13 protein-coding genes, 2 pseudogenes and 1 riboswitch are annotated in these 14,546 nt (G+C 37.1%); of the genes and pseudogenes, 5 read left to right on the forward strand and 10 right to left on the reverse strand.

Annotated elements, in window-relative coordinates; all coding sequences use genetic code 11:
• Positions 1–450 precede the first annotated feature (450 nt).
• Positions 451–2,229, reverse strand: a complete 1,779-nt coding sequence (gene spxB / locus FEZ33_RS10785; protein WP_138405390.1) for a pyruvate oxidase — start codon at positions 2,227–2,229, stop codon at positions 451–453.
• A gap of 643 nt (positions 2,230–2,872) precedes the next feature.
• On the opposite strand from spxB, the gene FEZ33_RS10790 reads away from it, so the two are divergent.
• Complete coding sequence (locus FEZ33_RS10790; protein WP_138405391.1) at positions 2,873–3,169, forward strand: winged helix DNA-binding protein; 297 nt, start codon at positions 2,873–2,875, stop codon at positions 3,167–3,169.
• 612 nt (positions 3,170–3,781) lie between these two features.
• Positions 3,782–3,879, forward strand: a riboswitch (SAM riboswitch).
• A gap of 524 nt (positions 3,880–4,403) precedes the next feature.
• Here the strand turns inward: FEZ33_RS10790 and FEZ33_RS10795 are convergent.
• The 4 genes from FEZ33_RS10795 to FEZ33_RS10810 form a co-directional block, all read right to left on the reverse strand.
• A complete protein-coding gene (locus FEZ33_RS10795; RefSeq protein WP_138405392.1) occupies positions 4,404–5,594 on the reverse strand; it encodes an NAD(P)/FAD-dependent oxidoreductase in 1,191 nt (396 codons plus the stop codon).
• A gap of 347 nt (positions 5,595–5,941) precedes the next feature.
• Positions 5,942–6,544 carry a CadD family cadmium resistance transporter gene (locus tag FEZ33_RS10800; protein WP_138405393.1) on the reverse strand — a complete coding sequence of 201 codons (603 nt, stop codon included), beginning with the start codon at positions 6,542–6,544 and terminating at the stop codon, positions 5,942–5,944.
• Positions 6,545–6,976: 432 nt separating this feature from the next.
• On the reverse strand, positions 6,977–7,375 hold the full coding sequence (locus FEZ33_RS10805) for a hypothetical protein (protein ID WP_171031384.1): 399 nt from the start codon (positions 7,373–7,375) through the stop codon (positions 6,977–6,979).
• Positions 7,376–7,395: 20 nt separating this feature from the next.
• On the reverse strand, positions 7,396–7,839 hold the full coding sequence (locus FEZ33_RS10810; RefSeq protein ID WP_138405395.1) for a S8 family serine peptidase: 444 nt from the start codon (positions 7,837–7,839) through the stop codon (positions 7,396–7,398).
• 221 nt (positions 7,840–8,060) lie between these two features.
• Here FEZ33_RS10810 and FEZ33_RS12775 point away from each other — a divergent pair.
• The 4 genes and pseudogenes from FEZ33_RS12775 to FEZ33_RS10830 form a co-directional block, all read left to right on the forward strand.
• A pseudogene (locus tag FEZ33_RS12775) lies at positions 8,061–8,366 on the forward strand (transposase family protein); the annotation flags it as partial.
• Between the two features lie 274 nt (positions 8,367–8,640).
• The gene (locus tag FEZ33_RS10820; protein ID WP_138405396.1) at positions 8,641–10,230 is read left to right on the forward strand and encodes a hypothetical protein; all 1,590 of its coding nucleotides are present in this window, start codon (positions 8,641–8,643) and stop codon (positions 10,228–10,230) included.
• On the forward strand, positions 10,223–10,975 hold the full coding sequence (locus tag FEZ33_RS10825; RefSeq protein ID WP_138405397.1) for a hypothetical protein: 753 nt from the start codon (positions 10,223–10,225) through the stop codon (positions 10,973–10,975). The genes FEZ33_RS10820 and FEZ33_RS10825 overlap by 8 nt, the downstream gene beginning before the upstream one ends.
• Before the next feature lie 205 nt (positions 10,976–11,180).
• Positions 11,181–11,531, forward strand: a complete 351-nt coding sequence (locus tag FEZ33_RS10830; RefSeq protein ID WP_138405398.1) for a helix-turn-helix domain-containing protein — start codon at positions 11,181–11,183, stop codon at positions 11,529–11,531.
• Here the strand turns inward: FEZ33_RS10830 and FEZ33_RS10835 are convergent.
• From FEZ33_RS10835 to FEZ33_RS10850, 5 genes and pseudogenes are all read right to left on the reverse strand, one after another.
• Positions 11,467–11,673, reverse strand: a pseudogene (locus tag FEZ33_RS10835) (PTS sugar transporter subunit IIA); the annotation flags it as partial. The gene FEZ33_RS10830 and the pseudogene FEZ33_RS10835 sit on opposite strands and share 65 nt — an antisense overlap.
• Positions 11,674–11,925: 252 nt before the next feature.
• Positions 11,926–13,296, reverse strand: coding sequence for a hypothetical protein (locus tag FEZ33_RS10840; protein ID WP_138405399.1), 1,371 nt, complete (start codon positions 13,294–13,296; stop codon positions 11,926–11,928).
• A 113-nt stretch (positions 13,297–13,409) separates the two neighbouring features.
• Complete coding sequence (locus FEZ33_RS10845; protein WP_212746702.1) at positions 13,410–13,754, reverse strand: GNAT family N-acetyltransferase; 345 nt, start codon at positions 13,752–13,754, stop codon at positions 13,410–13,412.
• 31 nt (positions 13,755–13,785) lie between these two features.
• Positions 13,786–13,947: a GNAT family N-acetyltransferase gene (locus FEZ33_RS12620; RefSeq protein WP_212746703.1), complete on the reverse strand. Its 162-nt coding sequence runs from the start codon at positions 13,945–13,947 to the stop codon at positions 13,786–13,788.
• Between the two features lie 43 nt (positions 13,948–13,990).
• Positions 13,991–14,353: a hypothetical protein gene (locus FEZ33_RS10850; protein WP_138405400.1), complete on the reverse strand. Its 363-nt coding sequence runs from the start codon at positions 14,351–14,353 to the stop codon at positions 13,991–13,993.
• Positions 14,354–14,546 lie beyond the last annotated feature (193 nt).

A 14,546-nucleotide genomic window follows, 5' to 3' on the forward strand; every position in this document is an offset into this window, starting at 1 on the left:
ATGACGGATTGTCTACAAATATTTAGTCTTTATACCTTTGAGTCTACGATTATTATGACAGAAATAAACTTAGTTCACGAATGAAATGAGTGTGGCTCAGATTGTCCACGTTCATAGGACCAGTATAGACAACTCCATTTGGCTTGAGTTGAGCAAACTAAAGACGAATGGCAATTCCATTTGGCTTGAGTTAAGCAAACTAAAGACGAATGACAATTCCATTTGGCTTGAGTTAAGCAAACTAAAGACGAATGACAACTCAATTTGTCGTGAGTTAAGCAAACTAAGGACGAATGACAACTTCATTTGGCGTGAGTTAGACAAACTAAAGACGAATGACAACTCCATTTGGCTTGAGTTGAGCATTTTTAAATTTTATAAAAAATTCTCAACAAAAACGCCTTCCAAAAGCGAGTTGGACTCGATTTTTGGAAAGCGATAAATGTTTAATTATTTAATGTATTTAGATTCTAAACCTTCAGCTTCAAGATATTCTCTTAAAGGTACTAATTCTTCAGCTTCATATTTTTCTTTATATGCTTGGATTTCTTCAGCACTGTATAATTTAGAGTCCAGTTTTAAAGTTTCTACTGGGATTGGACGGTCTTGAGTAATTTTACAATCAATGACAACTGTACGGCCTTGTTTGAATTGTTCTACTGCTTCTTTCATAACGCTGTCCATATCTTCGATACGTGAAACTGTTAGACCCACAGCTCCTTGAGCTTCAGCAATCATAGCGTAGTCAACATCAGTAAAGTCAACACCGAAGATGTTTTTGTTAGTATCTTCATATTTATTTTTAATGAAGGCATATTCAGTATTAGCGAATACTACGTTAATAACTGGCATGTTATAACGAACGTTTGTTACTACATCTGGATATGTCATTGAGAACGCACCGTCACCGATGATGTTCCAAACTTGACGATCTGGATAAGTATTTTTCGCACCGATACCACCTGGAATTGCAATCCCCATTGTTGCGAATAATGGAGACGTACGCCACATATTCTTAGGAGTTAAGTTTAGGTGACGGATAGATGTTTGAGTTGAGTTACCAACATCAATTGAGTAAATAGCATCTTCGTCAGCGTGTTTATTAATAGCGTTATATACTTGATAGAATTGAAGAGGTCCTTCTTCTTTAGTTTCTAATTTATTGATATATTGACGCCAGTTTTCGATATTTTTAAGGTTAGCGTTCCACCATGCAGATTCTTCAACAGCATCTACTTTATTTAAGATCGCGTTCACAGCTTCACCAGCATCACCAAGGATAGCTACATCAGCTTTATGACGTTTACCTAACATAGTTGGATCGATATCGATTTGGATGAAGTTTTCAATGTTTCTGAATGTTCCTTCAATTTCTGCGAATGGGAAGTTTGATCCAGCAAATAATACTGTATCTGCTTCTAAGATTGTTTCGTTCGCAGGTTTCCAACCAACACGGTAAGTTGATCCAGCTAAAGCTTCGAAGTCATATTCGAATGTTTCAAAGTTTTTACCAGTTGTAATTACTGGTGCTTTGATTTTACGAGCTAATTCTTGAACAGCTGGTCCGTGTCCCATAGTACCAATACCTGCATAGATTACAGGACGTTTAGATTTGTTTAATAATGCAACTGCTTCATCAATATCTGTATCGTTGATTGCTGATGGAACGTAGTGACGGTAGCTTGATCCTGAAGAATAGAATGCGTCTTCAGCGATTTCTTCAAAACCAAAGTTAGCTGGAACTTCTAATACAGCTACTCCACGTTTAGAGATTGCAGTTCTTGCAGCTTCGTCAATTAATTTAGGTAATTGCTCTGCATAAGCCACACGTTTGTTATAAACAGCAATTTGATCATACATTGAATTTTGATTTAATTCTTGGAAGGCATCCATATTTAATTCTCTTTGAGGGCGAGATCCTAAAATCGCTACAACTGGAATATTATCCATAGCCGCATCGTAAAGACCGTTAATTAAATGCGATGCACCTGGCCCACCAGATCCAACAGTTACACCTAATTTTCCACCGAATTTCCACTGCATCACTGCAGCCATAGCTCCAACTTCTTCGTGTTTAACTTGTAAGAACTTAATGTTGTTCTCTTCGTCTCCCATCGCGTCCATTAATGAGCTTAATGTTCCTGATGGAATACCATAGATGGTATCAACGTCCCATCCTTCTAATACTTTTAATACGGCCAAGCCGATTTTAATTTTTCTTGCTGTCATTCAAAAAATCCTCCCAAAATATAATTGTTTCTAACGTTATGATAATACCACTTCTTTAAAATAATTCAAACTATATTGTGGATTAAATATTCATATTAAGTGATAATCTTTACCTATAAGCACGTATAATATAGTCATAATCGCTATTATAACGCGCTTCGTTGGGGTTTTACCATATATATATATACCCTATTCAGTTAAATAAAAACAGAAAAAAAACACTTTGTCGAAAAGGTTTTATTTAAAATCAGCAAAAAATATGTGATTGAACACTCATTTATTTGACTGTGTCTACATCTTAACGGTTATATTTATGGGCTATACTGCCTGAACTTTCGTCAGTAATCTCCTAAAGAAGAATCATGTTTCAATCGATATGGTAAGTGCTTTGCCTTTGCTCTGCCACTCGTAGGACTGTTTGATGTATTAGAGAATATCGTTTCATTCTTTCTGACTGCTAATCCAGGCTTTTTTTCTACTGGTTAGTATTCGCCGATTCAACATTAGCTGTGATTAAATTTGTATTTTTGGAGATCCCAGTCATCTGGCTTGTACTCTCAATCATCGCGTTAGGTAGGTAGTTATTTATACAGAAAATTATTTAATCCCGTCAAACCAACAACGTAACTGGAAGCTGGCTGAATTGGATAATTTACCTATTTCTTATGAATTATTTATCTTAGTAACTAAAATTGCAGACCACTCATTACAAGTGTTTGAGAAGCAATTTGACAGTTTTCTACGAGAATTAGCTCATCGAGTGAATATGAGTGACGCAGCCATCAGTAAGCAAATGACTAAACTAAGCGAACATGGCTTGCTAGATATATACGTGAATCCAGCGAATAACCGCCATAATCAAATTCGCTTGACCGATGGGTGCACTCGGATATTAAATGACTGCACCCAAGTTCTAGATAAATTAGTAAAAGAACATTAGGATAAAGTTGACATTGACACCACTCAATTTGAAGGACAGATAATGGATCTCATTTCAACGTTTTATGAATAATATAATGACTCAGTAATCTTGATAGTATTAACCAAGTTACCCCAAATACGATTCGGATTAATAAACCCATCAAAATTCCATTGTTCCGTCTACAGTTATTATCATTTTCTTTCATCTTAACTACTCTGGTAATTCCATATTTTCTGTTACATCAATGGGAGTTAGTAATAGTCTAATAATACTGATTATTTTACATTGGCTTTGTCAATAAAATCATTCCTTCAACAGCCGTGTTCAATAAATCAACCTGTATATTTTGCTTGAGTTCCCTTTGAAATCTGTGCATAGGCAGGAAATGTTGAGCATGTATGCATTGTAAAACTATTTTTTCTCTTTTATTTTTATACAATATCAGTTATTAACTAGTTTTAATCATATCCTACACAAGTTTTATGCTTCTGAAGACCCTGCATTAAATAATAATTTGCAAAGACTACCATTTTATTTATTGCAATTTGCTTTCCAAGCTAGTAATACATCCTACGCTTCTTGTTTATCCGTATGTTTTATGTTAAAATATAATATACAATTTGAAATCACAACTTATCCAGAGTAAGCAGAGGGAATTGGCCCGATGAAGCTTCAGCAACCTACCATTGGCAAGGTGCTAAATCCAACTCGAAAGAGGAAGATGAGTCTAACCCAGTTATTTGGCGCGACGAATCTCGTTGTGCTTTTTTAAATTGAATAAATAACTAGGAGTGGTTGTCTTGTTACCAGAAAAGAATATTAGTTTTGAGGAGTTCATAGAGGGATTGAATGAGTTACAAGTTATGCCTCAATTTAGATTTCGACGGAGCCAATCTGGGGATCTAGATGAACATGATTTGATTTTTCTAGTTTGTACGAAGGGTACAAAAAAAGGTGCACACATAGGTCGAACATGTCTTTGTTGCATCGGGTCTGCTAGTATTAATGACTATGAAAGCTTTAAAGACAGTATGAGTTCGAATGATTATGATACTCTCTTGACCCTTTTGTTTAACTTCACATATACTGACTTGAGATACAAAGCAATTAACTAGTAATTTTATAAAGCACAAAATGAAGAGAGTCACAGACCATGCCTTATTTGCATAGTGTTGTGACTCTCTTTATTGTATTATTTCAGTTTTATCGCCTTTTTTTCAATCTACACTAATATAGCTAAACAATAAATGATTCAAATAGGCTTCAAAATCCCTGTTAGCTCATCTAATGTTTTCGGTGGGTTAACAAGAATTTCACGGGCCTTATCCATATCAACTTTCACATTATATGTTAAAATTCCTGTTGGTTTACCTTTAAAAAGATAATAAACAATATAACCACCGGCAACTTCTTCAATGATCGCATCATCACGGTTTCGACTCATTTCACCGACACCTTCAATAGAAATATCTAAGACATCCGTATAAGAGAGTGGCGCACCATGATTATAAACTTCTTCAGCGCCCGTCATGTTCCGACCCGCTACTTTCCCAGAATACTCCGCTTGCTCTTCATGTTCAAAACGATTACGTCCTATGATTACATCTGGATAGTTCAACACATCTCCTGCAGCATAGATATGTTTGTTGGAAGTTTGTAAAAATTGGTTAGCAATGACGCCATTACCCACTTCTAAACCAGCTGCTTCTGCTAATTCAACATTTGGCTTTAATCCAATTCCTAAAACAAGAATATCCGCTCTCAATACAGCGCCGTTCTCTAGTTTTACACTCACTTGATCGTCCTCTACTTTGTAACTATCAGCATAGGCATTGTTTATCAAGGAAACGCCAATATCTACAAAGCGCTGATGAAATTTTTCAGCAAGCATTCGTGGTAGTCGTTTTTCATTTAATATTTCATTAGGAAAAACAAGCGTCACATCCATATCATTCAGCTTTAGACCTGCTGCAAGTTCTGCTCCAACCCAGCCTCCTCCAACGATAATGACTTTGCTCCCAGGTTTGGCGAATTTTTGGAGGTTTCGGTAATCTTCTAAGTTTCTTAAAGCTAGGACACGCTCACTCTCCAGCCCATCAATCCACTTTGGAGCGCCACCCAGTGCATAAAGCAATTTTTCGTATTGATAGATTTCTCCACTCTCAATCTCAATCGTTTGTTGATCGGCATTAATTTGCTTAACAGTTGTCCCAGTTAAGAAATCAATTGATTCATCATCCGAAATATTATAATATATCGTTTCTTTTGGATAGTCTGGCTCTGTCCAAAATTCTTTACTTAATGGAGGACGATAGTAGGGTTTGTCAGTTTCTTGTGTGACTATCAATAATGTCCCTTCACGATCATTCTTACGAATTTCCATTGCGGCATTGGCCCCAGCCATCCCGCCACCTAATATTATATATTTATATGAATGTTGCATAAATCATGCCTCCCTTTTACTCTTCCTACATATATTACCAAAATTCTTCTTAAATGTTTTTGTATATGCTATATTTCATATTATCTCTCGAATTATATCTATGATTGTCTCAGTCATTCAAGTATAACCTATTAATAAAATATCAGCTTACTTATTGCCTATTTAGAGAAAAAGAAAGCTGCGATCCATAATTGTTAAAAATATACATAAAAGTGAGACACAAAACGATGCAAATGATATTGCATCGTTCTGTGCCTCTTTAATATTTCGGTTGTGTTATATGTATCTAAGTTCAACCTTAAATACTTTAATGGTATATTCTACTATCCGTGAAGCTGCTTAAAATTCTATGCAATCAGTGACCAAAGATGTTGAATCGTACCATTCTCTAACAGAATAAAAATACCCAAGCCGATGAAAACGACTGGTACAATGACTTTTTCGTAACGCTCAACTACTTCACCAATCATAGGAACCGAAGCCAGTCGTTTGGATAAATAACATAAGATAAAAATCCCAATGATAAAAACAAGGATCACAACCATGACTTCCTGGAAGGACATACCAGTAAAGTAAGGAATATAAATTCCCAAATTATCTCCGCCAAGAGCAATGGTCAGAGCAACCACACTCGCAACTTCTGACTGTCTATGCGACATCTTTTCTTCCAAGTCCTTTTCATCTACATCTTCATCGATGAAGATAGCCCGAATCCCTAGAATCAAAGGAAGTAAACCAAGTAACCCGATCACCCAATCTTGTGGAATAAAGTTCAGGAAGTACGCTGCAATGAGACTAAAGCCAACGAGCAACCCCGTTCCAATATATTGGCCAATATAAATTGATCGTTGTTTACCAGTATTCATGGTGGAGAAAAGAATCGTTAAAACAACCAAATAATCGATGGACGTAGAGATAAAAACTAACATTGAAGATATAATTATTTCCATAAGCTTCCCCTTTCAATATGTTTATTAGAATTGGTGGTTTTCACACAAACACATCAACTTGGCCAAAGCCAAGGGAGAATGTTTAATAAATTGCTTCATATAAAACATCCAACTTTCATATTTTTTTCACATGACTCATATGCTTTCTAAACCAACGTTTATGAAGTCGCTTTGTTCTCTCATGAATTATACCATTAAACATACAATGTTTCAGCCACTCAGCTTGCTCATTCTGCTTGTCTTCTTGGGAAATCCGTGCATGGGCGGAACATCTACTTCTTCTGTCGCTAACGCTCTTTCACAAGTAGTGTTACCGCCTCAACATGGGACGAGTTGATAGAATTGATGTATTTGCGATTTTTGGTGAAATGGCCGTATGCGGGAACAGGCCGACTATTCCGTACGTTCGTGAAAGCAGGTCAAAAGTAAATTTTATCGAATTCTAACTCTTGATTGAATAGTATTTCTTATTTTATTGTAAAGTTTAATTCCCTCTATATGTTCAATTACCATAGACACGCAATAATCCTGAGTATAATTTAAATTATTAATCCCTTTATTTGAATAAATTATAACAAGTGTAAAGGGCGAAGTAGGTATATTTTGAGGTTCCCTCTTATACTCTTTTACACCTTTTTGATGGCATCCTTTTTTACGCGTATCGATTCCCGGATCCATAACTATTTCATATTTTTTATCAATCACATTTACAAGTTGTTCCTCATCACTGAAATCTACTTCAGCAAATTGATTTACAATGATATCAGAGTCTAACGTATGGAATAATTTAAACTCCAATTGATTTCCTAAATAACTATCTCCGCGAGTCATTCTTGTTGGTGGATTGAATGTTAGCGCCACTGGCACCATTTTATGACATTTGGATTCGAAAATAGCTTTGGAACATCAATTGAATAGACTTGAATCTTGTTTAATCCAATTGTAGCTTCATCCAATAAAACTACTCTATTATCAAAGGACGCTATAGCATACTCATAGTTTGGTAAACCGTAACCTAATGAGTTAAAATGAAACTTCTTCTTATCGGTATTAGTCCCTTTAACATTTTTAATTTCAGGTAATCTAGTTGATTGTAACAATAGGTTTTTCAACAAATTAGCAGATCCATTTGGATATTTATTTGCAATTTTCCCAATTATATTTGTCACCATAGGTGCTGAAAAACTAGAACCCACATAATGTGCAAATAATCTTTCCATTGGTAAGTTTGACAATAAAGATAGCTTACCACTCGTATTTTCTGTAATGTTTCCACCGCTTTCTCGTAATATCATGTTACCACCATCGTGAACATCTTCTGGTTTTTATATATTATTAATACCCGGATCAACTCGTGTAAAAGGAGATAGCTCATTTTCATCGGCTATCGGTGTCCATAATTCTTTTTTTATGAAAGTCTAGTGATTGCTCCATAATATTAATTTCATGAGCTACTAACCCTACTGTAATATAAAGAGCATAAAGGTAACCCAGCGATTGATTACTACAAATACTACAAAAATGTTGCAGTAGACATAAAGTCACTTTACCTAAAAAGGAACCGAAGTATATTAAAGAAAAAGTTGCTCAAGGATGGCCACTAGACGTCATCATTGGATGTTCTGAACAGCCAATCAGTTGTTCAATGAGAACCTTATATCGTCGATTTAAATATGGCATCTTTGATATCACAACACTCCCTATGAAAGGCAAGAGAAAGTCAAACGAACACCAAGAACGACGTGGAAAACAAGCGTTCAAAAGAAATATCTCTGAAAGAGAAAAAGACTACCCTCTATTTAAAGATGAGTTTGGTCACCTTGCTAGAAAATCATTAAATTATCAAACACCTTTGGAAGTATTTTCAAATTACATAAATGACTCACGTTTGTCTAGCTTATATTGACAATTCAAAAATAATTTAATTCATCTCGATTTTTTATTCTAACTACAATTTATTTCTTTCTCACCCTCCCCTATACATATCACTTGCCCCAACCTTCATTTATTATTATATTATAATCAAGTTATTGTTTGCTTTTTTCTCTGGTGGTTAATATAGTAATCACTTGGATGATTTTTTGAGGAGTGAAATGATGAAGAAGATTATCTTACTGTGCTTTTTACTTTCTTTAATACCTATTCAAAGGGCGGAGGCTCAGTCTCTATCTCCTGTCTTTAGGAAGGATTATGAAGGCGCGGCTGTGCCTTTTTCTGGGTCTGGCTTGACAAACCGTTTGTACAATGAAGTGATTGAGGACTTTGAGGTGGAGATTTCTAAGGATTTTGTCCTGGAGGCCATGGAGAGGAACAATCGCTATCCTGCACTAGTTCCGATTGAGGATGAGGACGTAATGGTTGGGTTCTTTTCGGGGATGGATGAAAACCGTGACCTTATCTATATCTATCAGTATATACTGCCGAATCCGTCTTTGGACTTTGATACTTTTGTCAGTCTGGTTCATCTTGTGGATCCGACGATCTCTGAGGCAAACTTACGTGAAGTCTATGCCCCTTGGGTTGAGGATTCCACTTCGACAGACAAGATTGAGCTATCAGGTCATAGCTTTGATGCTTCGCATCACCGTCATCACAATCATGATTATATTGAGGTCTCTTACCATTTCCCGCTGTCGCTTTATAACAATGCTGACACAGTGAATCTCACTAACTCTTTCTATGATTTAGAAGGGGATTTCCCGGATATCTTCTCCCCCGATTATGAAGGCGAAGAAGTCTTTGTCGACCGTGCCTATATCAATCGCATTCTGGACCAATTAAGCCAGACTTTTGGCTTCGAGCTGACAGAGGACCACCTCGATGCGTGGGGCAACACCGTCTATTACTACCCATCTGAAATGGCCAAAGCTGGCCGTTTGAATGAATTTTACATTTTCTCTGGCTTGACTGGTGAGCGGAATGTCCTAGAGATTCGCTTCACTAATGGCTTCGACACCTTCGACGAGTCTTACAACCTCTATTATGATAAGATGACGCGAAGCTACTTCCATTTCTTCGGGAAATTACTCGATCCGACTTTAGACGAGGAAGCTATCGAATTAGCCTATGAAAAATTCCAAGCGGGAGAGGATGTGGAGATGGGCCGCATACACGTCCAATCTAACGGCTATACTGATAACACCCTCAGCATGTCCCTACAGATTCCGACCTCTCAACTTGAAGACCCCGAGACCTACTACTTCGACTCCGTCCCTAGCAACCAGGCCCAAGACGTCCGAATTGACGAAGACGTCCACCACCTAGCTACTGTAGACCGGTTGAATAATCCAGACCGCATCTACGCCGACTACCAGATTGATGAGCAAGTGGTCATTAATCAAACTGATCAGAAGGAAATCTACCGACAATTACTAGACGACCACCAAGTCAACATGCCCCACTACCAAGAGGAAATTCAAGTGACGGGCGAGATTATAACCGACTTAGGTTCTGGAAATTGGAAGACCCTTCAAGTTGACGACAATGATTATTTTGCCTCCTTCATTATCTACCTTGAAGGCAATAGTCTCCCTATACTTGAAGGGAATGTGACAGTTGATGGACGCAGCCTTGGCGTTATAAGAGCGGATGCGGGTTCTGGAGGCCGAGTTTTATACCTAATTGCTGAGACTATAACCCAAAATGGCGAGGTCATCTACAATAGAGGAGGATCCGACAATGACTAAAAAACTAAAGATTTTGAGTCTTATCATTCTCATCCTAGCCCCCGCCCTCTTGTTAGCCTATACCAAAAGCAAAGCCGACGCCCCCATCCGCGCCACCGTCCCTGAGGCTTATGAGATCTACCTCAGTGGTGGTCACAATCAAGTCTTGGAGCGCTTGGACCAGTATATTGATGAAAATGCAGAGGGTGGTGAATACGTTGATGATGCCGGTGTGACCAGCGCGCCCTTCTTCGTCAATATGTCCGAGCAACAATTACAAGCCAAGTCAGACTTAGAATTCCAGAAGGCCGTTACCTACGACATCAACCAAGACTTCATGTTCGAGCCGACTGCTATGGTGAATATAGCTGACCGGACTGTCACAGTGGATGGGCAAGTTTTAGCTTTTACAGTGGATGGCGAAGACTCCGCTGGGCGCCCACTCTATACGCTGACCTCCGACAGTGACGTAATAAGCGACAATAACCTCAGCGTTTTAATTCGCAATGGGGCTAGTTTGATTGAGGCGCGCAACAACGCCTACTGGTCTCGCACTTGGCTAGCCATTGCTTACTTCATCGGCTTGTTTACAATCGGTGTGCTAATCCTGTTCAACCTTGACTCTCTTTCCACATGGACTGTTGGACTGTACATTAAAGGTGCCGAGCCTGGGCCAATGATTAAGATTGGCTTCGCCGTCTCAGCAGTGGCACTGATTATTGTCGGCTTTATGTTTATGTTTATTACGTTGACCGAAATAGGTTAGTTAGTGTGTGCTCCCCCCCAAGCCGAGGCATGGGGGGAGTTTCTTTGTATTGACCGTCACAAACTCATTGAGAGTCACTTAGCAAGTTTCCTGATTAATATTTATGAAATTAACTTTCTAACTCAGTCGACAAATTAAAAAGGAAGATTTTGGAGTGACCCCCGAAAGTTAGAGTTAAAAATCTAACTTTACGGGGGGCGTTTTTGTGTCACAAAAGTATTCATATGAATTCAAATTAAAGGTTGTCGAAGAGTATCTAAATGGGACATTAGGTTACACCTTACTCGCTAAGAAACACCATATTTCAACGACAAGTTTGATTGAAAAATGGGTTAACCAATTCAAAACCAATGGGAAAGAAGGCCTTAAAACCAAACGACGAAATGCAACCTATCCTTTAAATTTTAAGTTAAATGTTTTAAGATTTAAGCAAGACACGGGTGCGTCCTATATAGACACAGCGAATGCTTTTGGTATAAGTGAGCCATTCATCATAGCCAACTGGCATCGTCAATACGAAAGGTTTGGCACCCAAGGTCTGAATAAACCGCAATGATTTCATTAGCCATATCTTTAAAGGTGATGGCGGTAATTAAGTGATTTTGCCCGTGTACCATCAGTAAGGACAAGGCAACTGGATCGCCACTTGCTTCTTGGGTTAACAAAGCAGTTTGGGCGTGGTGGGCTTCAATCAGCGCTGCTCAGGCTAATAGATGTACGTCTGCTTTTTCAAACAAGTTGCTTAGTCTATTGTTGGCCCCTTATCACGGGTAAACAAAGAAATACTCAAAAACTACACCCAAGACCTGAAAAAAGCCGCCGACCTCGCATCCTAACAGTTAGGATATGAAGGGAATAAACGAAAAATAGTCCAAGCAATTTATTTTAAACTGCTTGGACTATTTATACTTACACGCCAGATTCAAATGTACATTTTATTTTCCGTATCATTAGACCCTTTCAGGTATGAATAATCGTTGCTCATTATCTTCTGTTACGATATATAGCAACTCTTGATCTTGATTAGGCAAAGAGATGACTTCATTTATTATTTCATCGATATCTCTATTACGAGATAAATCTTCAGTAGTAGTCAATAATTTCTGATTTATATCGGCTAGTCTTTCTTCAACTTTGGCCACTTCTCGCTTAGGCAAACCTGTTACGACGGACTTAAGCCCCTTACTTGACGCCTCACCAATATTTTTTGAAAACTTTCCAACAGACCCAGAAAACTTCTCAACTTGTCCAGGTAATTTTAATCCCTTTTTCTTAGCTTTGTCTTCATCCTTATCCTTTTTCAAAAACGGTAAGTTGCTATAATTTTCGCTAAAACTTTCCAGAAATTTCTCAGATCCCTCTAGTCGATTCGTTTTATGGGCCAACTCTTCATTTTTTTGTTGAACGATGACATCATAGATCTCTTGTAGTTTCGTTTCATAATTTAAATAGAAACTATCCGCAAATTTTTCTTTAAGTTCTTCAGTTCGCGCTTTAATTAATTCATTTGAATTTCCCAATTTTATTCGAACGCTAATTTCTATTAAATCAGCATATAAGGATAATTTATCTGTTTCAAAGGCATATTTTATTGCATAGTTAATATCACTTATCAATTTGTCTTCTGTTTTTTGATAATTCTTCTGCTGTAGCTCTTGTTCATGTCGTTTCAATCTTTGCTGGAACTGTTCATAGATACTCGTAATTTCAATTTTAAGATGTCTGATTTGTCCGATATCCGCTTGATCTACAATTTTACGCTTAGCAATTTCTAGTAAACCTTTACTTGCAGATATTATCTTGCCTATAATTTCATCTTCATGCATATTAAAAAGCACGTCTAATTTTTCATCAATAGCAGAAATTTGACTATTAATTTCATTAAGATAATAGGTACTTGAAGCAAAAGCCATGACTTGCATACCGATTCCTAAGACCATTGCAGGGCTAATAGAGTTTGGCATATTTATTTCAGAAAAGCCAGCATGACCAATTAAATGATTTTCGCTGTCTCTCACCATAGTCGTAAAGGTATTATCAACTTTAAAATGAGATAATTTTTCAGGACTTACTGTAGCTGTATATAAGCCATTTGGATAAGCTTCTAAGATTTGTTCAAATGCCATACTTTTGGTCTTAAAAAATACTCCAGCATCTGCTAAACTTCCCCCTATTAATGAAGTAATATCTAAATTAACTTCTTTAAATTTTTTACCGAAACTAATTTTGCCTTCTGACGCTTTCTCAAATTGTAGCTCATTTCCTGAGGAATCAACCATAACAGTAACTTCATTATTCTTTGATGGTGTATTGTCCGTCATATCAATCGTCTCCCAAACTGTTTAATTATATATATTATATTAAAAGTTACAGCGAATACAATCTTAATATGTCCAGTTTACTAATAAGCTTAAAATAAACTACTTGGCTTTGATTACCTAAACATTGTATCGAATTCACTTGCCAACATGGCATAAAACAATGAATCCGTCCACTCATCCTTAGACCAATAATCTTGGATAAAATGGGCTTCCTTTCGCATGCCCAGTCGCTCACATAAAGCTGCAGAACTTGTATTTCTAGCATCCAAATTCACCACAATTCGGTGGATTTGATATTGATCAAATAAGGTCGCTATCAATCCATGGACAGCTTCCTGAGCATAACTTTTTCCTCCGAAATCCTTGGAGAAAGTATAACCAATCTCAACCGTTTCCTGCATGCCTGTATAAGACACAAACGAGTCACCGATGACTTTAGCCTCTAAAACTACCGCCAAGTTTACCGGTGAATCAGGCGCAAATACTTTATTATCTGTCCGCTTTTTTGAATTGTTCTACCTTATTTTCTTCCGTCCAAGGATCGTTCAAAAGATATTGAACCGTCTCTTCATCTGAATGGATCTCAAACAAATCCATTAAATCGCCCTCTTCAAATGGTCTAATTGTTAAACGTTCAGTTGTGAAATTCACATATATTACCAACTTTCAATAATACCATCTTCATACGTCGTAATTACTGATCAAAATCAGAAACTTTTTTAAGAAAATCTCTTGTAACCACATATGGATTGTCATTCTCTCCTACTACCTCAACGACCGCAGAATCTTTATCAATTATTAAAACGTTAAGTTTTCGACCATTTTTAAAATATATCTCATCGTTGTAATTTGCATCTGTGTGTACCGTATATATTCTTTTAGCCTTAACTTTAGAGTTTGTTCGAGTATTCATATATTTTTTTACACCCTTATACCCTTGCTCAGCTATTTTTGTAGTAGCAACACCACTAGAAAAAACTATCGTGGCTAATTTGAGTGGTCCTCCTACTTTTTTTGCGAGAGTTACCATTCTTTGATAATTACCTAAATTACTCACTATTACACCTCCATTATGTTGTCTAGCTATTTTTGATATTGTAATTATACTCCGAAAATATAAATTAGGGAGCGTCAAGAAGTTTGTGTAAATAAAGAATTCCTTCTGTAAAAAAATCAGCTCTCTGCTAGTGTTCCAAACATTTCCCATAGCTCTGCTTCAGCTTGCTGGAAACCGCGGTGGCTTCGGGTTA

Origin of the sequence: Ruoffia tabacinasalis, assembly GCF_005864045.1 — a bacterium.
Taxonomy (GTDB): Bacteria; Bacillota; Bacilli; order Lactobacillales; family Aerococcaceae; genus Ruoffia; species Ruoffia tabacinasalis.